This window comes from Eubacterium ruminantium (genome assembly GCF_900167085.1).
Classification (GTDB): Bacteria; Bacillota; Clostridia; order Lachnospirales; family Lachnospiraceae; genus Eubacterium_Q; species Eubacterium_Q ruminantium.
Window position 1 is genome coordinate 105,186 of the sequence record NZ_FUXA01000008.1, and the last position, 23,395, is coordinate 128,580.

General features: G+C 38.3%; 20 protein-coding genes and 3 tRNA genes. All 23 read right to left on the bottom strand.

Going from position 1 to position 23,395, the window contains the following annotated elements; all coding sequences use genetic code 11:
* Window positions 1–92: 92 nt before the first annotated feature.
* The 23 genes from B5D25_RS07025 to B5D25_RS07135 all read right to left on the bottom strand — a co-directional run bounded on the left by B5D25_RS07025 (window position 93) and on the right by B5D25_RS07135 (window position 23,162).
* Window positions 93–1,058, bottom strand: coding sequence for a hypothetical protein (locus B5D25_RS07025; RefSeq protein WP_078787254.1), 966 nt, complete (start codon window positions 1,056–1,058; stop codon window positions 93–95).
* Between the two features lie 146 nt (window positions 1,059–1,204).
* The gene (locus B5D25_RS07030) at window positions 1,205–1,903 is read right to left on the bottom strand and encodes a YoaK family protein (protein WP_242870204.1); all 699 of its coding nucleotides are present in this window, start codon (window positions 1,901–1,903) and stop codon (window positions 1,205–1,207) included.
* A gap of 289 nt (window positions 1,904–2,192) precedes the next feature.
* Window positions 2,193–2,990, bottom strand: coding sequence for an ABC transporter permease (locus B5D25_RS07035; protein ID WP_242870210.1), 798 nt, complete (start codon window positions 2,988–2,990; stop codon window positions 2,193–2,195).
* Between the two features lie 13 nt (window positions 2,991–3,003).
* The gene (locus B5D25_RS07040; RefSeq protein ID WP_078787256.1) at window positions 3,004–3,798 is read right to left on the bottom strand and encodes an ABC transporter permease; all 795 of its coding nucleotides are present in this window, start codon (window positions 3,796–3,798) and stop codon (window positions 3,004–3,006) included.
* Entirely contained in the window at window positions 3,798–4,784 is a 987-nt protein-coding gene (locus tag B5D25_RS07045) for an ABC transporter ATP-binding protein (protein ID WP_078787257.1), read from the bottom strand. Before B5D25_RS07045 ends, B5D25_RS07040 begins: the two co-directional genes overlap by 1 nt.
* Before the next feature lies 1 nt (window position 4,785).
* The gene (locus B5D25_RS07050; RefSeq protein WP_078787258.1) at window positions 4,786–5,688 is read right to left on the bottom strand and encodes an ATP-binding cassette domain-containing protein; all 903 of its coding nucleotides are present in this window, start codon (window positions 5,686–5,688) and stop codon (window positions 4,786–4,788) included.
* Between the two features lie 72 nt (window positions 5,689–5,760).
* Window positions 5,761–6,486, bottom strand: a complete 726-nt coding sequence (locus B5D25_RS07055) for a sensor histidine kinase (RefSeq protein WP_078787259.1) — start codon at window positions 6,484–6,486, stop codon at window positions 5,761–5,763.
* Window positions 6,483–7,175 (bottom strand): LytR/AlgR family response regulator transcription factor, encoded by a 693-nt coding sequence (locus tag B5D25_RS07060; RefSeq protein ID WP_078787260.1) that lies wholly within the window; start codon window positions 7,173–7,175, stop codon window positions 6,483–6,485. Before B5D25_RS07060 ends, B5D25_RS07055 begins: the two co-directional genes overlap by 4 nt.
* Before the next feature lie 29 nt (window positions 7,176–7,204).
* Complete coding sequence (locus tag B5D25_RS07065; RefSeq protein ID WP_078787261.1) at window positions 7,205–9,343, bottom strand: glycoside hydrolase family 9 protein; 2,139 nt, start codon at window positions 9,341–9,343, stop codon at window positions 7,205–7,207.
* A 21-nt stretch (window positions 9,344–9,364) separates the two neighbouring features.
* Entirely contained in the window at window positions 9,365–10,345 is a 981-nt protein-coding gene (locus tag B5D25_RS07070; protein ID WP_078787262.1) for an asparaginase, read from the bottom strand.
* Window positions 10,335–11,021 carry a hypothetical protein gene (locus B5D25_RS07075; protein WP_078787263.1) on the bottom strand — a complete coding sequence of 229 codons (687 nt, stop codon included), beginning with the start codon at window positions 11,019–11,021 and terminating at the stop codon, window positions 10,335–10,337. Before B5D25_RS07075 ends, B5D25_RS07070 begins: the two co-directional genes overlap by 11 nt.
* Before the next feature lie 104 nt (window positions 11,022–11,125).
* Window positions 11,126–12,568, bottom strand: a complete 1,443-nt coding sequence (locus B5D25_RS07080; RefSeq protein WP_078787264.1) for a C39 family peptidase — start codon at window positions 12,566–12,568, stop codon at window positions 11,126–11,128.
* 149 nt (window positions 12,569–12,717) lie between these two features.
* Complete coding sequence (locus B5D25_RS07085; protein ID WP_078787265.1) at window positions 12,718–13,221, bottom strand: COG2426 family protein; 504 nt, start codon at window positions 13,219–13,221, stop codon at window positions 12,718–12,720.
* Between the two features lie 48 nt (window positions 13,222–13,269).
* Window positions 13,270–15,591, bottom strand: a complete 2,322-nt coding sequence (locus B5D25_RS07090) for an HAD-IC family P-type ATPase (protein ID WP_078787266.1) — start codon at window positions 15,589–15,591, stop codon at window positions 13,270–13,272.
* 126 nt (window positions 15,592–15,717) lie between these two features.
* Window positions 15,718–16,107: a hypothetical protein gene (locus B5D25_RS07095; RefSeq protein ID WP_078787267.1), complete on the bottom strand. Its 390-nt coding sequence runs from the start codon at window positions 16,105–16,107 to the stop codon at window positions 15,718–15,720.
* 96 nt (window positions 16,108–16,203) lie between these two features.
* Complete coding sequence (locus tag B5D25_RS07100) at window positions 16,204–18,009, bottom strand: alpha-galactosidase (protein WP_078787268.1); 1,806 nt, start codon at window positions 18,007–18,009, stop codon at window positions 16,204–16,206.
* A gap of 219 nt (window positions 18,010–18,228) precedes the next feature.
* Complete coding sequence (locus B5D25_RS07105; protein ID WP_078787269.1) at window positions 18,229–19,062, bottom strand: transglutaminase domain-containing protein; 834 nt, start codon at window positions 19,060–19,062, stop codon at window positions 18,229–18,231.
* A 295-nt stretch (window positions 19,063–19,357) separates the two neighbouring features.
* Complete coding sequence (locus tag B5D25_RS07110; protein ID WP_242870205.1) at window positions 19,358–20,776, bottom strand: MATE family efflux transporter; 1,419 nt, start codon at window positions 20,774–20,776, stop codon at window positions 19,358–19,360.
* A 27-nt stretch (window positions 20,777–20,803) separates the two neighbouring features.
* Window positions 20,804–21,733: a cysteine synthase A gene (gene cysK / locus B5D25_RS07115; RefSeq protein WP_078787270.1), complete on the bottom strand. Its 930-nt coding sequence runs from the start codon at window positions 21,731–21,733 to the stop codon at window positions 20,804–20,806.
* Window positions 21,734–21,785: 52 nt separating this feature from the next.
* Window positions 21,786–21,856: transfer RNA gene (locus B5D25_RS07120), tRNA-Cys, on the bottom strand.
* Window positions 21,857–21,995: 139 nt separating this feature from the next.
* Window positions 21,996–22,067 (bottom strand) — tRNA-Asn (locus tag B5D25_RS07125).
* A 13-nt stretch (window positions 22,068–22,080) separates the two neighbouring features.
* Window positions 22,081–22,168 (bottom strand) — tRNA-Ser (locus B5D25_RS07130).
* A 124-nt stretch (window positions 22,169–22,292) separates the two neighbouring features.
* Window positions 22,293–23,162: a TrmH family RNA methyltransferase gene (locus B5D25_RS07135; protein ID WP_078787271.1), complete on the bottom strand. Its 870-nt coding sequence runs from the start codon at window positions 23,160–23,162 to the stop codon at window positions 22,293–22,295.
* Window positions 23,163–23,395: the final 233 nt, after the last annotated feature.

The following is a 23,395-nucleotide window of genomic DNA, read 5'->3' on the forward strand; positions in this document are numbered from 1 at the left end:
CAAGAAAAGCCCGAAATTTAATAAAATAACAGCCGAGAAAATTCCGGAACATAAAAAGAGACGGCCATGAAAAGCCGTCTCAAAATTATATTTTAATAGAATTCTTTGCCATTAACCTTAAACATTACCGGTCTTACGAAAAGTGCGCCAATTGCGAAAAGTGACATCCACCATGAAAATCCGTAATGTCCGAGAGGTGATCCAACTACAGTTCTAACTCTTCCGTCAAGAGAGAACATGATAAAGAATAATAATGCTCCTGCCGGGCCATACCATTCAGAATATGGAAGATCCGTAAATTTCTTAAGATTAACTCCACCGATAACATTGAATATTACAAGGTAGCTGAAGAGTAAAGCTGCTGCTGTAATGAAAAGTAAGAATCCTACAAACTTTCCAAATCCGCCAACGCCGTCTCCAAATAATCCGCATGATACTAAGACCATTGATACCCATGCCGGAAGAATACAGAAGAATAATAACGCACTTGCCGCTATAACTGAACATAAGATTGTACGATCTTTTTTAACTCTCTCACCGAACTGTCCTCCCTTATAGAAGAAAATCTTTGGTTTTGGAGAATTTATAGGTGCCTGTCCCTGAGGACCGCCAAAATTCTGTGCTCCCGGAATCTGTGCTCCAGGATTCTGTGTATATGCTGCCTGCGCCCCAGGTGCCTGTGCTCCAGGGTTCTGTGTATATGCTGCCTGCGCCTCAGGTGCCTGTGCTCCAGGATTCTGCGTATATGCTGCCTGCGCCCCAGGTGCCTGTGCTCCAGGGTTCTGTGTATATGCTGCCTGTGCCCCAGGTGCCTGTGCTCCAGTGGTCTGTGTATATGCTGCCTGCGCCCCAGGTGTCTGCACTCCAGGATTCTGCACTGCCTGCGCCCCAGGTGCCTGTACTCCAGGATTCTGCACTGCCTGTACCTCAGGTGCCTGTGTTACCGGATTCTGTACATCTGCATTTCCTGTATTTACATTAGGGCCTACAAGTATGCCACAAGAAGGACAAACAAAGCTGCCTTCCGGAATCTCCCCACCACAATTGTTACATTTCATACTTTAACCTCCTATAGGTATTATTTTAGTATCGCATGATCAAATATATTCTGAATATCAGAATACTGATACATTTCATTTTGATCAGATCATTCAATATAAACAACATTGTTATTATGACAAAAAACATCATAAATTTCAACTTTTTAATATTCTACATATTCTCTTTGCTTTTTATTCATCATCATCATAACCGCAAGAAGTATTGCTACCGAAAACCAGATTGTTCCATTTCCCATTCGTATCGAAACAACACCACCAAATCCTGCGCCAAGTGCAAATATAAATATTATCCCAAAGAAATATCCGGCCTTACGAAGTGATGCCTTATTCTTATTCCTAAGATATTCCGATAAACTCACCGTACCGCTTCTTAAATTTCCTATACACATGGTACTTGCATATCCATAGCCGCGCACCGTTCTGAAAGTCTGTACCTGCATAGCACACGAAAATGAGACTATCATATTTGCAACCATATTCATGCTAAATGGAATCATCCCTACGATAGATAAAGATATCATTTCCATCACAAGAATCATCTGACGCCAATGGAGTTTCTTGGAATGCTTATATTTATTTTCGACAACATCCGCAATAAAAATCCCTAAAACAAAGGCGATCAGCGGACATATATATCTAAGTCCCGTCATATATTTGCCGGTCATAAAATTCTGGCTCATAAGTACAACATTTCCGGTCTGGGCATTTGCGAATACATTATCGCGAAGATTAAAAGTATAAGCGTCCTGAAGTCCGCCCGAAAAAGATAATAATGCGCTGAGCAGGAAACTTTCTGAAGTTTGCATCACACCTATATTTTTCTGTTTCTTGTTCCCTGACATTTTTGTACCTCTGAGTTTTTATAATATGTAAACTATGATCATTCTCAATTTATCGAATGAATTCTTTACTTACTTTTCAATCGATGTTATTTCAGATTATATCATCTAATATCAAGTCACGAAAGTCATAAGGGAAAATATAAGGAAAAAAACGCCTACAAGTATTTCTACTCGTAGACGTCGTAACGCTGTTAATTATTTAATTATTCTCCCCGGTAATCTATGGATTCTTCCGATTTACTACTAATACCAAATAGCTTACAGGAAAAAGATAATATGACATAACAGATTAATTACCTGAGCTTTTATAAAACTTTATGGAGTATCTCCAAAAAAGATATGCGATTATATACATTACAACACCTACAACCGGAGTGAGATAAATGTATATTTCCGGATATGCTGCCATATCCTCTTTTCTGAGGAAATACTGCGCAGGAAAGTAATTCACAAATGCAAATGGCATTATATATATCATAAGTGTCTGAATCAGCTTATTGAATATACTTATCGGATAACCTGCGAACTTTCGCATATCCCAATAGAGCATCTCCTTCAGGCTGTCAGTCTGAAGAAGGAATATATTCAGTGTTGCGATGAACAGAAATACTGCTCCCTGAATCAGAACACCACCTGCTACAGTAATGATATAATAAATGATATTTGCCCCACTCCAGCTTATCCCAACCTTTCCTGCCGAGAAAATAAAAAGTGTAATTCCAAGACCTCCATGTCCTATAGCCGCAAACCAGTCTGCATTTACGAAGATTATCTGAAAAAGAAGCCCACGTGGTCTGAGCATAAATCTGTCAAAACTTCCATCCCTTACTGTTTTTCCGAAATCCCTAAGTCCTGTAAAAAAGATTATCATTATTCCATATGTCAGAAAGAGCAAGCTGAAGAGAAATAACATTTCGTAGATATTCCAGCCATTTAAGCTGTCAAACTTAAGCAGTGTAAAATATATCACTATTATACCTGTTGCTTCTCTCAGGAAAACTGCAAGCGATTTGAGAAAAGCATCAACTCTGTATTGGAACCAGGCTTTTGCAGTTGTCTTACTATATACAGCTATTAAATGAATCATATCGCCCAATTACTTATCCTCCCTGAACAACGAGTTTCTTCTGTCCCTTGTTCCATAGTATGTTTCCGATTATATATATAATTATTATCCAGACTATCTGAATTAAACATTTAACTATAGTTTCCCTTCCGGTTAGCTGCCCAAGATAGATTTCTACCGGAGTAAAATATATGGATGCAAAGGGAGTAAACTTCAGAATCCCCGTCATCCATATGGGCATAAACCAGAGGGGTATCATTTTCCCTGATAATACATTTACAAAAACATCCTTAATGGTGATAAGGCTCCATATATTTATCAGCCAGAAGGCTGTCATCTGCACCAGAAAACTGATGGTCCAAAGAACTCCATAACCAAGAATGGCGCTTAAAACAAAAAGAACCATATTTATTATTCCTGCAGGCTTCTCCATACCTGTCGTAAATACAGCAATAAGTAATACCGGAATAAATTTGAATACCAGATTGAAAAATGATTCCCCTACATTTTCAGCTATCATTCTTCCTTTAAAGCTCATAGGACGAAGCAGTTCTGTAGAGATACTGCCATCCCAGATCCTCCCGGGTAGGAAGTAATCATTTGGCGAAAATATGGTACTAAGTCCCAGAGAAAGAACGAAATTGGTAGTTACCATAGACATGGTAATTCCATCCACACTTCCTCCCGTCCCGTAAAGAGTCCTATATATCTCATAAAAGATAAAGAACTGCAAAATTGTTGACAGGATTCCCATCAGATGATCGAATCTGTATGCACTTTTTCCAAGAAATGTTTTCTTCGCGTATGCGAGGTATGCTCCAAATCTCATTATGCCACCTTATCCCTGCTATATATCTTTCTGATGATACTGTCTATATCCGGTTCCGCAATACTCATATCCTTAACACTGTATGTTGAAAGAAGATATGACATCAGATCATTTATATGAACTTTATTTCTATCAAATATCAGCTGACAATGTCTCTTATCAACTTCCAGGATTTCCACGTCCGGAATAGGACAAATATTTTCATCATTTGCAAAAATCACATCTAACTGTCTTGATGAACCATGGAGCTTCCTTACTCTATCCAGCGATCCATCGTATATTTTAGTGCCCTTATTGATAATAATCAGCCTCCGGCATGTCTTCTCTATATCCTGCATATCATGGGTAGTAAAAATCATAGTGACCTTATCTTCAGCATTTAACTGTCTGATAAAGCTTCGGATATTTTCCTTTCCCACAACATCAACTCCAATGGTAGGCTCATCGAAGAAAACAATCTCCGGAGAATGAAGAAGAGCTGCGGCTATATCTGCTCTCATTCTCTGTCCAAGAGAAAGCTGTCTTACCGGCTGCTTAAGAAACTTACTCATATCAAGAAGTTCAGTATACCTGTCCAGATTTTTCTTATAGACATCATCCGGAACACTATAGATTGCCTTAAGCAGCTCAAAACTGTCTATCACCGGAAGATCCCACTGAAGCTGAGACTTCTGTCCAAATACAACTCCGATTCTCCCGACATATTCTTTTCTCTGTTTATAGGGAATAACTCCATCTACACTGATACTTCCACTGTCAGGATATAGAATCCCCGAAAGCATTTTTATAGTAGTTGACTTCCCGGCTCCATTTGGTCCGACAAATCCAACCATTTCGCCCTTCTCAATCGTAAAGCTGATATTCTTAACCGCTTCCTTATTCTCATACTTCGGCATAAAAAGATTTGCAACCATTCCGGGAATACCGCTGCCTCTCTTACTGACTCTGTATTTCTTGCAAATGTTATCTACTTTTATAAAACTCATTCTATCCTCTTCTTCTTTCCTTGTTATGCAGGTCTATAATTATTTGTTCCAGATCAGGTTTACTAATCTTTATATCCATTATCTTTGTCTGTTTTATTAATACATTTAATATTTCTGAAGCAGTTATGAACCTTGTGTTATATTCCAGGATGAGCTGATTTTTGTCCAAAATATACCTCACAATCGGAAGATCATCTATACTTGGGAAAGGTCCATCATAAGAAACTGTCATTTTATTTACCGGCAGCTGCTCAGATCTAAGAGTCCTTTCACTTCCGTAAAATATACATTTTCCTTCTGACAAAATCATTATCCTGTCACATATGCGAGACAGTCCTGTCAGATTATGAGATGTAATAAGAAATGTAACTCCCTGTTTCTTTTTCATTGTCACATATTCATCCAGTATCTGCCTTCCCTCAGCATCAAGTCCTACATCCGGTTCATCTAGGATCACCAACTTAGGCTCTATGGACATTACGGCTGCAAGTTCAACTCTTCGTCTCTGACCTGCTGACAGATCTTTAAGTTTTTCTTTCTCATAACTCTTAAATCCAAACCTTTCAGCCAGTTCTTTGTAAGTATTCATATACTCATTCCCGGATATAGCATACATAGTTCTAAGCATATCCATACCCGTGAGTGCGCTGTCCTCATTATTAAGAAATGGAACTCCTGTTATAAATACCCCAAGATCTGAATTCTTCTTTCCGCGTATTACGAGAGGATCTCTATGCATTACGCTTACTCTTCCTGACTCAGGGAGAAGAAGTCCGCTTGCAAGCTTCACAAATGTTGTCTTTCCGGAGCCTGTGTCGCCTATAACGCCAACCACCTGTCCTTTAGGGACATTCAGCGATAGATCTGATATTATGAATTTGGATACATTTTCAAAATTAATCATAGTAACCTCGATCGATAAAAAAAGAATAACCCTTGTATTTATTCTTTACAAGGGTTGTGGGATAAACAGTATCTATATAGGGATAAACGCACAGGAAATGAAGTAACCGTTCTCTTCATAGAAGTCACATATGCCTTCATACTTCTCTACAATATGCTTTATCTGCGGCACTCCCTTTCCATGCTCTTCTTTTTCCTGCTTTGTAGTTTTCAGTTCCGGATTATCCTGTAGAACAGAACATGTTATAGCATTTTTTATTACTATTGTTTCATAGCCTTTATTTTTTGATATTTTAATAATCAGCTCTTTTTCATCCTTTTCCATAAGACATGCCCTAATGGCATTATCAAGCATATTCGTGAGCAGCGCCGAAAAGTCCATACTCTGCATTCTTTCAAAGGCAAGATTTTCCACTTCAGCCTTAACCCTGATATTCTTACTGCGCGCTTCATTAAGCTTCTCATTTAAGATATGATTCAAAAGGGAATTTCCTGTCTCAATATAACTATGTATAGAATTCAGTTTATCTATTATCTGCGAGACATATTTTCTGGCTGACGCATCATCACCATCATTCAGATAAGACAGTATAACCATCAGATGATTCTTCATATCATGCTTCAGGCTTCTCATACGCTCATGAAGTTTTCTGATTTCTTCGTCCTGCTTCTCGATATTATCTGCATTTACCTTTATCTCATTAAATGCAAACTGAAGCTCTGAGTACTTTGAATAAAGCTCATCATACCTTCTTTCCAGTTCCTCTGTTTTTAGCTTTTCACGTTTTTTTCCTATCAATGTATCATACTCCTCATAAGCCTTTTCCTTGCAGAATCACAGAAACTGCGACCAAAGGGAATACATATGTCATTTACCAAAACTACACTGTCCGATCTGATTATCTTTACATTTTCTGAATTTACAAGAAATCCTTTATGAACTCTTACAAAACCATCACTGCCAAGTGAATTCTCCAACGCCTGAAGAGTCTCTCTAAACTTATACTCCTGCAGGGCAGTATACACATTTATATAGTTCCCGGAAGCTTCAAAATACAAGATATCACCCAGCTTCAAACGTATATCTCCAGCTGATGTATGAAATAAAAAATGTTTATCTCTGGATGATATTTCATCAGCCGCATCCTCTAATACCTTTTTTAGCTCTTTGTCTACAAATGCTTTTCTGACAAACCCAAAAGGATGAAGCATCAGACTGTCATAAACCAGCTCATCATGACTGGTAACAAATATAATAAGTGGCTTTGACTCCATTTTTTGAATTAATTCTGCTACCATGAGACCATCTGTCTCAGGCATATCTATATCCAGCAGTATTATATCAAAGGACTTATCCATCATATCATTTAACAGACTTTTTCCTTCACTATATGTTGATATCGAAGCATCACTTAAGATACTCTGAGCCTTCTTAGATATATCCGCGAGTATTTTATTTTCATCATCACATATTGCTATATTAATCATAATCTTTCGTTCGATTGTATATTCCGAGTTTACGGTTCTGTACCGAATACAAGTTTTCCGTCTTCATAAAGAGCAATATCTTCTGAAACAGTTGTGCTTCCAAGACTTAAACCTTTATGAGAAGGATCATTTTCATTGTCCCAGGCTCCCTCAGGATTACGCATTCTTACCTGTATCTCCTGACGATAATGCTCCTGTCCTCCCGGATAGAGATTTCCGTCGCTGAATTTTACGGAAAGATAATAAATATGCTTCTCTTCATCAAACGGAACAAATCCTACAACCTCTCCTGACTGCATATAATTGGTTGTAATCTCAATATCATCAACCTTCTTGCCCTCTGCATAAACTTCCGAAAGATCTACAAAATATCTTAATTCAAGATTATCTGCACTTCTTGCAGGCCATGCCGACTGATTATAAATATATGCCTTAAGCTCAACGAAATCCTGTCCTTCGACATTTACGCCTGCTTCAACATACATTTCTTCTTCATCTATCTCTTCAACAGCACCGAAATTCTTAATGGTCTGACCTTTATATTTACTGTAAAGCTTTGCCAAAAGTCCTGTGAAACCTGCATTATAATCACAGGCAACTTCATTTGTTGTATAATTTGAAGTCTCGTCCGTATATCCGTCATTCGAATCAGGACCGCCTACAAGGGCACCGTATAAAGTATGTCTTGCTTCCTTCGGATCATTGAGATTATTTACGGCAGAACCATTGGCTGTTCTATGATGAGGACTCTTCGGATACTCATCACCAAATCCGATCATATAAGAAAATCCTGTACTTCCCAGTGCATAATCCGCCTGTGAAACAGCAAATTTAAAATAAGCATCTTTTTTCTTTGCAGGGCACATCTTTGATTCGCTGTAAACCGATGCAACAAAACCTGTAGTTGTCGCATATCTGAGAGAACCCCACTGATCAAGCCACGCAAGTCCGTCAGGTGTATATGTTATCTTCTCACCTGAATCGGTTCCTGTCGTCCAATAATCAAGATGTTCCTCAACCGCACTTTTATATTTCTTATCATCTGTCTCTCTTGCAAGCAGTACCGCTGCACCTATATGCACATCATCCCAGCACATAGCCCAGTTATAATCCTGGCAGCCCTTATCATAGCACTCCTCGGCTTTTTTAAGGTAATCCTTGTTGCCTGTTGCCATATAAAGCCATACTCCTGCCCATGCAAGTTCATCATAAAATCCGCTGTGGGAATCATAAAACCCATTAGCAGCTGTATATCCCGAATCACTCTTGGTCTCATATGCAAAATTGAAAAGTCCTTCTGCATGCTCAAGACATTTCTTACTATAGTCTTTATCCGAATCCTTAAATACAACTGAAGTAGCCGCAAGAGCCGCTGCCGACTCAGCTGTCACTGTTGATCCCGGATTATCCTTTGTAACCTTAAATGAAGGTCTGTCTACCGGAAGAACTTCCGCCGGTCCCCACCATGAATGATCTGAACCACCGTCACCTACCTGATAGTAAAATACATTTTTCTCAGGATGACATTTCATAAGATAGTCAGCACCCCATTTGATGTTGCCTTCGATATAAGGAAGCTGCTTTGATTCTGTATAAGCATCTCTATCTTCATATAATGACCATGAAAGAACAGAAACTGTATATGCAAGAGGAAGATTAAATTTAACATGATCACCAGCATCATACCATCCGCCTGTAAGATCAAGTCCTGCATCGCTTCCGTCATCAAGAGCGCTGTCACCTCTCCAGTTGCATCTTACCTTTTCAGGAAGATCACCTGAACGCTGAAGTTCATAAAAAATGAGACTCTTCTGAAGCGCTTCACCGTAATTAAACTTACCTGTTCCCTTGGTTCCTTCATATCCATCTCCGGTTTCGGAAAGATTTCCTGTATCAAGCTTGCTTACCGCACCGGTTTTTTTCTTCTTAACTTTTACTTCTTCTGTTGGATTTTCTGTCTCTTCCGAAGAATTCTTATCATCTTCACTGTCTTCGGTAAGGTCTTTATCTTCCTCAACCTTTTCCGTTACTACCTTCTTATCATCCCCGGCCTTATCTTTGCTATCATTCTCTCCACCGCTTCGTCCGAGAGAAAAACCTACGATAAATACAACCACCGCCAGTACCAGAAGTACTGCCCCCGAAATGATAACCTGCTTTTTGTTCATACCTCTAATCTCCAATCTGCATTATTCAACTGAACTTACAGCATACATAATAGCATATTCCGTTGAATAATTCTTAATTACTTCCACACCTTTTGCCAAAAGCTTTCTTCCGACTTCATACCTGGTTAGATCCGTATCTCTGTAAATACATTGTGATATAACAAAGACTCTCATTCCCTTTTTGATGTAGTCCTCTATCACGCTGAGAAATTCTTCATCTCCCGCAGGCAGACCGCCCTTTCCGTACAATTCTATAACTGCCGCCTCGCATCCGGATCCCAACATATTTCTCAGGACCTTTCCCGAGAAAGCCGGATGCATCTTTATCAACAGTATTTCTTTTTCCGCCAGAGGTTTAAATGAGAATTCCTCTTTTGTCTCGTTCTCCATCAACAATTCATGCCTAGTTATTAACAGTTCAAGGTCATTTATGTTGTAAATATATGCCCTATCTGTTGATACAAATGCATTCGGATCATCCGAGTCAACCTTTGTTGCATATCGTCCGTCAATAAGATATCCGCCGAAACAAATGTATATGCCTCTTATTTCCTTCATTACCGCCCTTACGGAATCACAGAAATTTACTGACGCATCCGTTCCTTCTTCATCCACGGAAAGCTGTGAGCCCGTGAGTATCACCGGCACCGGAACATTTCTTAGCATCACTGATAAAGCCGCTGCAGTATAAGCCATTGTATCCGTTCCGTGAGTTATGATAATACCGTCATAATCATCCAATGACCGGCTGACTTCCTCAGCAATCTTCACCTGATCCCTTATTCTCATATCCGAGCTGTCAATGCACATAAGGCTGCAGAAATCAAAACGAATCTCGCCTTTATCTGCAGCCTTTCTGATGTCTTCCGCCTCCGGAAAATCCTTGGATAATAATCTGTTTATTAAATTATCTCCTTCAACATCCGGCCTGAAACCATTGCCGCCTTCGTGGCATGCAATGGTTCCTCCGGTAGTTATAATTTTTATTTTCTTATTCATCATCACTAAATGAGAGTCTTTCACTCATTCTTCTGTAATCATTAAAATATGTCATGGCAACAATTCTTCCTGATGTATCATTATAAGTCAGTTCAAGGCAGTCATTATTTGTTTCGTTTATATAAAAATATGATGTCGACTGACCATTAAATATATCATTCAATACACTATAAGAAGTCTCATAATCATAACCTTTGACTTTCTTATTAAGCGGATCCCCTATTTTCATTCCGTATAATGAATATTTGTCGCTGTCTACATGTATTCCGAACTGCTTACCATCAAGGTAGAGAACTGCTAAATCGCCATTTCCGTCTGTAGTGACCTTACCATTTGAATACTGTCTTACTCTTCTGTAAGTCTCATCATTTCGAGTAAGTTTTATATTCAACTTCTTCTCAATAGCATCCGTATCATAATTTACATACTCTTTAAGATCCGTATCCTTCTTTCCGAAAAAGAGGAAATATGCTCCCACCAAAAGCGCCGCAACCAGAACAATGCCAATAACCTTGATGATTATATCGGTCATTTCATGTCCTTTGGTGTACTGACCTACGTCCGTTGTCTTGATAAGCGGTATCTCCGCCATTTCATTCAGACCTTTTTCAAGCGTCTCTTCATCCTTTTCTTTTTGACTTTCGAGATAGTTTTCTTCGTCCTTTAACTTTAACCCCATAAATCCACCCTTTAATCCTTTCCTTCACTAAATGATTAAATGTTTTTCTACAGAAATATAATCTTTCCCATCAATGGGGGTTATATGATTTCCACTTCTATAAATTAATACTTATAATAAGCCCATATTCCATCTATCTGCTTACTAAGAGTATCAAAATCCCATGTTTTATTGGTTCTTATCACAGAGTTTGGATCGTTAACAGTAAATTTACCATCTTTATAACCTGTAATTACTATAAAATGTCCGCCTGTTGTAAAATCACCCTCTCCTACACAGGCAACGATAGGATGACCATTTGTAACTGCCTCGGCCATAGCATCTTCATCAAGTCCGACTTCTTCGGCATATACTCCGAAGACAGTACATTTTTCACTTAATAAAGACCAGGCTGTTCCCGCACCATCAACATAGAGATTTGATTCTTCAGCAAATTCAGCAATCTTTGCAGGCGTATAATCGCTGTCTCCTGTAAGATAAACAACAACCATGGACAGTGATGTCGGACCACATCCGTTATTGGACATATATCCATCACCGTATTTCATATATCCCCATCTTTCATCCCACTGGAGGAATAAAGGAACTTTACCGGCTTCAACATCCTTCATTTCAGCTGAAATATCATTATTTACAGGCTTCTGTCCGTTGGCCGGGTAATCATATACATAATTAAGTGTTTCATGATTCTTATGTAAAAGTCTTATAAGATCTTCAGGATACTTTGAAAGATTTCCGTAAATCTCAAAAACCTTTTTCAGATCTTCTTCCGAAAGATCAGAGAATTCACTTTTAATAGATGATCTAAGTTCATCTTCTGTATTATATTGTTCAAGTTCTTCGCTAAGACTTGAGAGTTCTTTGTCTCTTTCCGAAACATCTGTTTCTCTCACAACGAGATCTGCCTCTTTTTCGGAATACTGTCTCTGAATAATTTTCTTTTCTGTGGCATTATTCTTATATGCCGTAATGTTGACAGCAAGAAAAACTGCATTTACTACCATCAGTCCTATAGCAATCGTTAAAAGCATCTTGCTATTATTACTTGAACTTTTTTTATTATCTTTTGTATTTTTTCCGTAACGTGAGGCTGCTGCTTCGCGTCTCACATCCTGAGGTTTTCTATTTATCGAAGGATTAGCCTGATTACTTCTTCTTGGCTGACCTTCATTTGGTCTTGGTGCCTGTTTTCTGACAGGTCTTTCTCCGGCAGCATTACCCGCAACAGGAACACGTCCGGCAGTTTTCATTTCTGTTCTTGGTCGACCATTTTGCGGAGCTTTCTGAGGAACACCTTTACCGTTTGCTCTAACCGGTCTTCTTTGTTCCGGATTCTTAGGATTTCTTCTTGGTTCAACTTTTATTTCCGGTGCTCTACTGTCTCCCGACGGTGTTTGAGGATTACTACCACGACCTCCTGTTGTTCCGGTAACTCCCATCACCATCTGCCCCATTTCAATATCCTGTCTTTTTTCGTCTACACCATAATTACTCTCATAATATAGAGGATTGGAATTCTGCCCATTATTATTTTCAAATTTATTCATTATTTATTATATGCCCTTTTAAATTTATTTTAATGACGTCATAGCTATAATTATACATTCTTTTTAGCTTTATAGAATTAGCATCCTATTGTTATTTTATTAAACTATTGATAATACTAATTAAAATATAATGCTGATTTAATTGATTATTAGATAATGCCTGTTACCGAGAATATTACCTTACTGAAAAGTCCCATGATAATTCCGGCAAAAACAACTCCCGCCATAGCCGCTGTAACACTCTTCTTGAAATCAAGATTCAAAATACTTGCTGCAAGAGTTCCTGTCCATGCACCTGTTCCGGGAACAGGAATACCAACGAATAAAAATAATGCTATATAAAGACCTTTTCCTGCTTTTGCTTTGAGTTTTTCACCGCCATGCTCACCCTTTGTAAGACAAAATGTGAAGAATTTTCCTATAACCGGTTTATCCTTTCCCCATAAAAGTACCTTTCTTGCGAAGAAAAAGATTATCGGTACCGGCAGCATATTTCCTATAATTGCCACTATATATGAAGTAGGCATATTAAGCTTATATAAAACTGCATATGGTATTGCTCCTCTTAGTTCAATAAGCGGAACCATTGAAATTAAAAAGACTATTAAATATTTTTTCATTATTTCAACTTCCTTTATTTTTTCGCGAAGCATTCCTTATCTCCTAAGAAACACTCGTTATCGCAATACCACGATTATATATCATACTACCACTTTTTCCAACTGCATTTTGGCCATGATCTTCAGAATCAATCTCATAAGGAGTGCTCCCGCAAGAGCATAACCTACCGATATCCATGTACCTCTTACAGTAACTTCGGCCATTATAAAGATATTCCAGAATCCGATTATGCTGCCAACCATTCCTGTTACGCAGAGAACAAATACAAATATTCTGTATTTATTTAATGGATGTATAAGCTTCCATAAAAGGACAAATCCCACTGCAGAAAGGAAATAAGTTCCTGCAACTCCCATCTCATCGTCCGTAAGATTGAAGAATTTCGGTCCTATATACATAAAGACTGCTATTGCGAGGAATGAAATGACAGAGGAAGGTATAGCTCCTCTTAATGTTCTTGTCAAAAGTCGTCCTCTCTGTCTTCTCGTATTATTCTCCATAGCGAGAAGGAATCCCGGAAGTCCTATATTAAACATCGAAATAAGTGATATCTGTGTCGGTTTTAAAGGATAGTGAATTGATAATACTATCGTAAATAAAGCAAGAAGTAATGAGAAAATATTCTTGTAAAGGAAAAGAATACCGGATCTTGTCATGTTATTGATGATCCTTCGTCCTTCCGAAACTATCTGCTTCATATGTGAAAAATCAGAATCAAGGAGCACTACCTGTGCAGCCTGTCTTGCCGCATCACTTCCGCCACCCATAGCGATAGAGCAGTCTGCAGACTTCATGGCAAGGATATCATTTACACCATCACCTGTCATGGCAACCTTCTGACCGTTCTTCTTAATAGCCTTTATAAGACTCTTCTTCTGCTCAGGTTTAACTCGTCCGAAAACTGTATATTCTCTAACTGCTTCAAGATAATCTTCCTCTGTCTCAAGAGTGGAAGCATCCACAAATTTATCTGCATTTTCTATATTTGCAGCCATTGCAACCCTGGAAACAGTAAGTGGATTATCTCCGGAAATAACTTTGATGATAACTCCCTGCTCTGCAAAATATTTAAATGTATCAGGAGCGTTCTCTCTGATCTCATTTGCGATACTTACAAAAAGTATAGGAGTTGTTCCTATTTGATCTATCTTTATAAAGGCAAGAACACGCTCACCTTTTCCTGTATATTTCTCTATATTAGTTTTATTTTCATTCAGAATTTCTTCTGTCAGAATGAATTCCGGAGCACCAAGTCTGTATGTTGCTTCTTTTGTGATTATCTCCGAGAATTTCTCTTTTGAGCTGAAAGGTTTTACCTCGGTTGTATCAAGAGTGATATTTTCTTTAAAATAATTTCTGAGAGCAACCATGGTTATATTTGTATCAGGAACTGTGTGAATGTATTTTGTAAAAATATCCTTTGCTTCTTTTCCCAAATCTTTTCCTTTAGGAGCAAATACATCCGTTACCGACATAACATCACTTGTGATGGTTCCTGTTTTATCCACACAAAGAACATCAACTCTCGCAAGAGTTTCAATACTTCTCATGTCATGAAGAAGTACCTTTTTTAGGGCAAGACGAGCTGCACTCATGGTAAGCGCAACGGTAAGAAGAAGATAAAGTCCTTCAGGTATCATTCCGACGATTGCACTAACAACAGCAACGACACCATCTTGAAGATTTCTTCCGTTTATAACAACAGAATCAATGATCATAAGGATACCTACAGGAATAATAAGAATACCCGCAACCTTTATGATCGTCTCAATGTCCTTGATCATTTCAGACTTTTTATTCTTTACTTCTTTGGCTTTTTCCGTAAGACGAGCTGCATAAGAATCAACTCCGACATGAGTAAGACGGGCCTTACATTCTCCGGATACAACAAAACTTCCGGACATAAGAACACTGCCTTCTTCCTTCTCTATCTCATCGGCTTCACCTGTAAGAAGCGATTCATTGGCAGAAATCTTACCTTCAATAAGTTCCGCATCAGCAGGTATCTGCTGCCCTGAACGTAGAATGACTATATCTCCGAGCACAAGCTTTTCAGAGCCGACAGATGTCTCTCTACCGTCTCTGATTACTGTATATTCTGTTATATCAAGAAGTGAAAGTTTATCGAGTACCTTTTTAGCACGAAGCTGCTGAATTATACCTATAATGATATTTGCCAAAACTACAGGAAGGAACAAAAGATTACGATATGCTCCTACCATGATGACCAAAAAGGCAAGTCCAAAAAATATTGCATTAAAGTATGTGACTACATTAGAAAGAATAATAGATGCAACACTCTGGGACGAATGTTTTGAAATAGAATTTGTTTTACCATCTCTAACCAGAGCTTCAACTTCTTTTGATGTCAAGCCCTGCAATAATTTATCCGAATTTTCCATGTTAAATACTTCTAATCTCCTATACTTTTATTCTATCCCAAACACTAACCATTCATACCATATTAAGTAATACAAATTAACCTTACTACCCTTATATATCACAATGCTCTCTTCAAGCAAGCAAATTCACAAAATTTTCATCATATTTGATCTGTGAAGCATCATTTTTATATAATTATCGGCTTCCTGCTCCTCAACCTTTGCGAAGCTGTCAAATATCATAAAGTCATTTATCTTAACCGCCTTCATGATTCCAAGCACATACATTACAGCTATATGCTGCGCGCAGATTCTACAATCAAACAAATCCCGCAGGCAATATGCCTGCGAGATGTCTGTCGGATCTTTTAAACCTAAATATTTTTTCATATATATATGCATAAGTCTTGCCGCTGTTCGTCTGTCGAGGATTTCATCTTTACCCAGTATGTCCTGTTCTTCGATATAACCCTCTTCACGAAGCACCGTAAAGTCTTTGCCGCCTGTAATGTTTTGAATAAATTCTCCTACTTTCACATGAAACCTCTATATATTGTTCCAATATAATGACCGAATTTAACCGGTCTTTTGACATATCATTTGATCCTAAAATGATCCTTTTATATCAATATATTAGTTCTCACAAGGTGTTATCTTCACAGTTACGTTGTCGCAAGCCTTAAATCCACCTGCTTTAAAGATGCCATCTGTAACTACTGACTTCTCACCTGACCAAAGATCTGTAACTTCATAAGAAGCTGCTCCAAAGAATTTATCGGCATTAACCATTTTTCTTCCGATATATTCTTTAATTGTTTCTTTGTCGATCTCGATCACGTCACCTCTATCACCCATTCCAACATTTACAAATGATAAAGCAATGCTTCCGTCACCTAACGGTTTTGCAAGTACATCGATTCTGTCATTGTCTCTTATATATGCTGTATCAGGAGTATAAGCCTTTGTTGTATAAATGCGCTTTGCCTGAACTCCGAGGCTGTCCTGGTTAAGTGCGATAAGATTTTTATTGGTAATGATATTAAATACTTCGTCACCCTTATTTACATTTCTAAGGTCCATTCCAAGGAAAAGAGGAGCATTTAACATACACCACATAGTCATATGTGTCTTGCACATTGTTTCATTTAATCCGTTCATGCCGATCATAAGCATATCAGGATCGTTCCATCCTTTATCAAGTCCGGCAAACTCGTCCATTATTACAGCCTTATTGTACTGTGCTGTAACGCTTGTAGTATATGCGCCTTCCCAGGAAGCCTGTCCCTTATCTCCGTCCGATCCAACCTGGAATGTTATATCATTAAGGATTCTCCATGTATCTCCAACCTTATAACCCCAATTCTGTGGTTGAGTCTTTCCCCATTCACAGATAGAGAAGATTATGTCATTATCAGGAGCTGCCTTCATAAATCCTTCCTGAATAGTTGCATAAGACATAAGAGTATTCTCCTGTCTTCTATGATTCATTAATCTAAGAAGATTTTTACCCTTGGCAAGAACAACCTTAATAATAATTGAATCTTCCGAAACATCAGGAATTCCTGAAAGTGCAGGCTCTTCTTTTACATTTACAAGGTCGTCATAGAATAACTCATTTCCGTTACCCACTGCAACCTGGAGCCATTCACCCTTTCCTTCCGAACATCCTGCTCTGTAACAAACCTTGAGATCATATTCGCCGTCACTTGGTGCTTCAACTTCAAAATGAAGTTCGCTGCTCATATCACCTACAGGAGAAGCATCCGGACCTGTACCATCATATGTACCGATTCCTGTTACATACTCTCTTTCCACATATGCTCTTGTACCTGTAATGATTCCGTCTTTTACAGCTTCATATTTTTTTGTATAACTCTTATCAGATGAGCTGATCTCAACCGATCTGATCATAGGTGCAAATGTAAATCTGGCATTTTTCTGATCTGAAAATGTTGCATTATCCCACTGATAATAGCAGTTATCAACCTTAATAAAATCAATATTCCAGTCGATATAATCCTTAGTATCAACCTCTTCAAAACCGGCAGTTCCCACTTCAAGTCCTGAACAAAGCTTTGTTCCGATATCATTATACATTCCGAACTTCAGTCCATTTTCATGAACATAATCAGAAAGAGCCTTGAATCCACTTGGGAATTTAACTTCATCGCTTCTTAAATGGCCATCTACTCTGTTTGCTTTATAACATCCGTCATCAAGCACTATATATTTATATCCATATTCATAAAGTCCGAGCTCAACGATCTTATCAACCATAGCCTTTGTAAGGGCTTCTGTATTGCCGCTTCCGAATGCGTTCCAGCTGTTCCAGCCCATAGGTGGAAGGTGACCTTTTTTCTTATTTGCCACAGCTTCTCCATTTTTAAATGAATCAAATAATAATTCCTTTTTAATTCTGCCCGGTTTAGTATTTTCCATTTCCAAGCTTCCTCCTTAGTATAACTATCAGTGCTATTATCTTCTGTCCACCGTTTTATTTATAATAATTTTAAAGTGTAAAAAACCCCTCCCAAGCCTTAAGGCCCAAAGGAGGGGCAGACTGTTATATCAAATTATAACATAACTTTCCGGTTTATAATCCTGCCAAAACAGGGATTTTAATATGATGATATGTAGAAAAATCAAGGTATTACAGGATTAATATCCTACTACTCTTGCTTCTTCGTCAGTCATGTTAAAGTACTTCTGTGTCTGATTCTCAGACTCCTCATATACATCAACATAATACCATCTGTTATCTATCCTTATGCCATTCCATACAAGCATCTTATCCTCATTAAAAAGAATTTTACAATCTATCCCAAGCATTTTCATAAAAAGCCTGAATGTAGTTGCATATCCTGTTCGATAAGCTTTTTTGTTCTTGAGAACAACGTAAGGACTGCTGAAATTATCCGAAAAAGAAATTTCCTTATCATCTTCTAAATGATTATAAGCAACATTCTTATGTAACCACTCAATGACCGCTTTTTCTTTTTCAAGATCGGTCATATCTTCTTTGATGATACTGTTTATCACCTTAGTAGCCATATTGTAAACTTCTTTTTCTTTATCACTGAGAATAGTAACATCATCGCTCTTATATGCCTCAGTTACTTTATCCGTCATTTTGATATTATTATCATCGCCTAAAGCAGCTGTGTTCTCACTGTTTCTGAAATATTTCTTTCCTGAGACAGTTTCGGTTTTACTCTCAACATTCTTTTCGCTCAGAGTTCCAGCTTCTACAACGCTACTTCTTTCAGGTTCATTTTTATCTATACCCGATAATCTTTTTATGATGAAACCCATGACCGCTGCCATGATAACAAGAGCAAGGGTTGCATAAAAGAAAGCAGGAATTCCGCCCTGTTTTCCTTCACCGGATCCAAGACCTTTAACATCCATAGCAGTATTCTTCTCAGCTGTCTCGATAACATTTTTCCATGTCTCGGCTGTTGCTTTCTTGATTTCTTCTTCTAACTGTTCCATATAGACTCCTTTTCGAACAAAAACCTCTTGATGCGACTCAAGCTATTTTCCATTCTCATGAGCATATTATAGAGAAGTATGCTCTAAATACAATAAAGTGCTCATTAAACTATGTAATAAAATGATTAAATAAATTGCACATTTATTAAAAAAGCTTAATAAATTATAAAAATATAGGGATTTTCGGGATTTAAATAATAAAAAGATCCCATTGGGTACATATCACACACCCTTTGAGATCTTTTAAATAATTATATTTCCGATCGTAATATCCGGATCTATTTCATTTCCGGTATTACAATTTATCAATTATGCTCTTATGTATAATTTTATAGAACAGATAAGATAAAACAAGTGATGCTCCTTCTGCTATCGGGAATGCCCACCATACATTATTTACATTACCTGTAAGTGAAAGTAACCATGCTGCCGGGATTAATACCACAAGCTGTCTTCCGATTGAGATTATCAAAGAATATGTACTCTTTGAAAATGCCTGGAACACACTTCCCATCGCTATACATGCTCCCGCTATAGGGAATGACAGGCAGATGATCCTAAGAGCCGGAACTGCTATCTTAAGCATTTCTTCCTTGGCTTTAAATAATATCGCAAGCTGTTTTGGAAATAGTTCAAAGCAAATAACACCAACCAGCATTATTGATATAGCAAGCTTCATAGCAAAGCTCAGCGCTTCTTTAATCCTTTCCTTCTTTCTCGCTCCGTAATTATATGCAAGTACCGGAATCAATCCATTATTCAAACCAAATACCGGCATGAAGAAAAAGCTCTGAAGCTTAAAGTAAATTCCGAAAACAGCTGTGGCTGTCGTTGAGAAAGTTCCAAGGATCATATTCATAAGTGTACTCATGACTGAACCGATTGACATCATAAGGATTGATGGCACACCTACTATATAAATTCTCTTGATGATTTCCGCTTCAGGTTTTAATACCGCTGCAATTGAAAGTTTTATATCACTATTCTTCTTTATATTTAATATCAGTCCAAGGACCGCTGCAACTGTCTGTCCGAGAACTGTTGCATAAGCCGCACCTGCAACTCCAAGCTTTGGAAAACCGAAATATCCGAAGATAAGTATCGGATCAAATATGATATTTATTATGGCACCTGTTGCCTGTGAAACCATGCTATATAATGTTCGTCCGGTTGACTGAAGAAGTCTTTCAAATGTCATCTGGAAGAATACACCAATCGAAAGTGTACAGCATATTGTAAGATATGTCTTTCCGTACTGATAAATCTGTGGATCATAAACCTTCTTAGGAATCTGGCCTTTGATGAAAGGACCTGCAAAGAATAATCCTACGAATATGAATACAACCGCGCTTATAAAAGTAAGCAAGAGACCAATATTGGCTGCTTTATTTGCTCTATCATATCTTTTCTCACCAAGCGCTTTGGAAAGCAGTGCATTTATACCAACACCGGTTCCGGAACCCACAGAAATCATAAGCATCTGTAATGGGAAGGCATAAGTTAAAGCTGCAAGAGCATTTTCATTTATCTGTGAAACGAAAATGGTATCTGTAACATTATACAAAGCCTGCACCAGCATGGATATCATCATTGGAAGTGACATGGATATAATGAGACTCTTAACAGGTTTTACACCCATCTTGTTCTCTTCAACGGCTCCATTATCTTTCAACGCTTTTCCGTTTAAAACTATTTTTTCCTTGTTTGTAGACATAATAAAACTCCATATAACTTAAATAAATCACTCATCAAAAAGCGGTGTTGAGAAATATCTCTCAGCTGTGTCCGGAAGAACTGTAACTACCGTCTTTCCGGGTCCGAGCTTCTTGGCAAGCTTTATGGCCGCCGCAACATTCGTACCGCTTGATATACCAACCATAAGTCCTTCCTCTCTGGCCAGCCTTTTGGAAGTTTCTATAGCTTCTTCGTCGGTAACAATATATATCTGATCGTAAATAGTTTGATTCAGAATATCCGGAATGATTCCGTCACCTATACCCATCTGCAAATGTGTTCCGATGGTTCCACCTGCAAGTATGGCTGCATTTTCCGGCTCAACAGCCCAAATCTCAACATCAGGATACTGACGTTTCAGAACTTCGCCGATTCCGGTTATTGTACCTCCTGTACCAATTCCCGAACAGAATCCATGAATAGGGCCTTCGACCTGTTCCATTATCTCTAAAGCAGTATGATTCTTGTGTGCCAATGTATTGTTTGGATTTTCAAACTGCTGAGGGACAAATACCTTTGGATTGGCCTTCTTCATATCCATGGCAGTTTTCAAGCATCCTTCTATACATTCACCGATATCGCCTTCATCATGAACAAGGACAACTTCCGCACCATAATGCTTTACAAGTTTACGCCTTTCCTCACTGACGGAGTCCGGCATAACGATAACTGTCTTATATCCTCTTACAGCACCTACAAGAGCAAGTCCTATTCCCTGATTACCGCTTGTTGGCTCAACAATTATAGTATCTTTATCTATGAGCCCCTGTTTTTCAGCTTTTTTTATCATATTGAGAGCAGTTCTGGTCTTAATAGAACCTCCGGCATTCAATGCTTCCATCTTAACAAGGATCTCAGCACTTTCCGGTTCAGCCATTCTTTGCAAACGTATCATTGGTGTATGACCAACTGCTTCAAGAATATCATTATATACCATTAGCATTCTCCAAATTATAAATAAAACCTCAGGAACATTCCTGAGGTTTGAGAGGCGCCAACCAGATTTGAACTGGTGATAGCGGTGTTGCAGACCGATGCCTTACCACTTGGCTATGGCGCCATAGTTCAAACTTGCGGAGCAAGTTGGAATCCGAATATCACGAGGATACTCGTGCGCAGCACGACAATTCTGCGATGCAGAATGAATACCGCGTAGCGGGATTCGTGCCTATATTTAAACTTACATTGTAAGTTTTAAGCTCCCCGAGTTGGGCTCGAACCAACAACCCCTCGGTTAACAGCCGAGTGCTCTACCATTGAGCTATCGAGGAATATATGTTATAGCGGAGATGGAGGGATTTGAACCCTCGCGCCGGTCACCCGACCTACACCCTTAGCAGGGGCGCCTCTTCAGCCACTTGAGTACATCTCCAGTGCCTAAATTCCCTCACCAAGTTAATTGATGACTTTTAGGTTAACACGTGCGTATCTCTTCAATAACACGCTTACATACTTTATCAAATATTCCCATGAATGTCAAGGGGTATTATCACGTTTTATTTTTTATTTTCATTTATTTCCCAAAATACTATAGCCGCTGCAATTCCAACATTTAGCGAATCAACTTCATGGAACATCGGAATCTTCAAAGTATTGTTGCAGGATCTTATCACATTCTCAGGAAGACCTTTTCCTTCATTTCCGAGGATTATCGCTTTCTTCTCTGAATTTTTAAAATTTTCATCAGTGATATTAACCGAATTATCACTTAAAGCCATAGCAGCTGTGACAAACCCGCGATCGGCTAATTTCAACATAAGTCCGTCTCTGTCGTCCGTGTTCACGCTTTTTTTATCCGGCTCATGGATAGTCCAGGGAATCTGAAAAACAGTACCCATACTTACTCTCGCCGCTCTTCTGTAAAGAGGATCCGACGAGCCCTTTGTTAAAATGATCCCATCAATTCCAAGCGCCGCCGCACTCCTAAATATGGTTCCGACATTTGAAGGATTTTCAATATCATAAAGAACTGCTATATTCTTCTTTCCTTCGCAAAAAATATTTATATCAGACAGGACTTTTCTTCTCATCACAGCCAGAAGCCCTCTCACCATAGGGAAACCCGTAAGTGACTTTAATACTTCGAAATCCGCTGCAAATACAGGTATTTCTTCCGCCTTTTCTTTGCCATATATCTTACTTACTTTTTCAAGTATTACTCCGGCTTCTTTATCTATAGCTTCTGTTTCAACCAGAAATGATAATGGCTCATATCCTGCATTTAAAGCTCTCTCGATGACATTTGGGCTTTCTGCAACAAAAACTCCCGGCTCAGGTTCAAAATATCTTCTAAGCTGATTCTCGGACAGTTTGGCATAAAGACTGAGTCTCTCATCATTTAAATCTCTTATATTAATTATATTCATATATTACACCTTACCCATTATGGATATTTTATCGATTTACATCGTATATATTCTCATCATGATTTTTTCCGATTATCATCACGGATTTATCCATTTCTGTCATGGATATTTTTATTTTTATCATGAATATTATATCAATATACGTCATGGATATTTTCTTCATTTTATAGAAAAAAAATTATTTTCTCAACATAAACTCAACAAAATCTATACATGAAAATAACCCGGCATGA

Bases quoted from the DNA above. Each gene is read 5' to 3' on its own strand.
- B5D25_RS07085 (WP_078787265.1), bottom strand. From the start codon at position 13,221: ATGCTTCGCGAAAAAATAAAGGAAGTTGAAATAATGAAAAAATATTTA.
- B5D25_RS07080 (WP_078787264.1), bottom strand. From the start codon at position 12,568: ATGAATAAATTTGAAAATAATAATGGGCAGAATTCCAATCCTCTATAT.
- B5D25_RS07025 (WP_078787254.1), bottom strand. From the start codon at position 1,058: ATGAAATGTAACAATTGTGGTGGGGAGATTCCGGAAGGCAGCTTTGTT.
- B5D25_RS07070 (WP_078787262.1), bottom strand. From the start codon at position 10,345: ATGATGAATAAGAAAATAAAAATTATAACTACCGGAGGAACCATTGCA.
- B5D25_RS07105 (WP_078787269.1), bottom strand. From the start codon at position 19,062: ATGGAACAGTTAGAAGAAGAAATCAAGAAAGCAACAGCCGAGACATGG.
- B5D25_RS07050 (WP_078787258.1), bottom strand. From the start codon at position 5,688: ATGATTAATTTTGAAAATGTATCCAAATTCATAATATCAGATCTATCG.
- B5D25_RS07110 (WP_242870205.1), bottom strand. From the start codon at position 20,776: ATGTCTACAAACAAGGAAAAAATAGTTTTAAACGGAAAAGCGTTGAAA.
- B5D25_RS07030 (WP_242870204.1), bottom strand. From the start codon at position 1,903: ATGTCAGGGAACAAGAAACAGAAAAATATAGGTGTGATGCAAACTTCA.
- B5D25_RS07060 (WP_078787260.1), bottom strand. From the start codon at position 7,175: ATGATTAATATAGCAATATGTGATGATGAAAATAAAATACTCGCGGAT.
- B5D25_RS07065 (WP_078787261.1), bottom strand. From the start codon at position 9,343: ATGAACAAAAAGCAGGTTATCATTTCGGGGGCAGTACTTCTGGTACTG.
- B5D25_RS07075 (WP_078787263.1), bottom strand. From the start codon at position 11,021: ATGGGGTTAAAGTTAAAGGACGAAGAAAACTATCTCGAAAGTCAAAAA.
- cysK (WP_078787270.1), bottom strand. From the start codon at position 21,733: ATGGTATATAATGATATTCTTGAAGCAGTTGGTCATACACCAATGATA.
- B5D25_RS07135 (WP_078787271.1), bottom strand. From the start codon at position 23,162: ATGAATATAATTAATATAAGAGATTTAAATGATGAGAGACTCAGTCTT.
- B5D25_RS07090 (WP_078787266.1), bottom strand. From the start codon at position 15,591: ATGGAAAATTCGGATAAATTATTGCAGGGCTTGACATCAAAAGAAGTT.
- B5D25_RS07045 (WP_078787257.1), bottom strand. From the start codon at position 4,784: ATGAGTTTTATAAAAGTAGATAACATTTGCAAGAAATACAGAGTCAGT.
- B5D25_RS07100 (WP_078787268.1), bottom strand. From the start codon at position 18,009: ATGGAAAATACTAAACCGGGCAGAATTAAAAAGGAATTATTATTTGAT.
- B5D25_RS07035 (WP_242870210.1), bottom strand. From the start codon at position 2,990: ATGATTCATTTAATAGCTGTATATAGTAAGACAACTGCAAAAGCCTGG.
- B5D25_RS07040 (WP_078787256.1), bottom strand. From the start codon at position 3,798: ATGAGATTTGGAGCATACCTCGCATACGCGAAGAAAACATTTCTTGGA.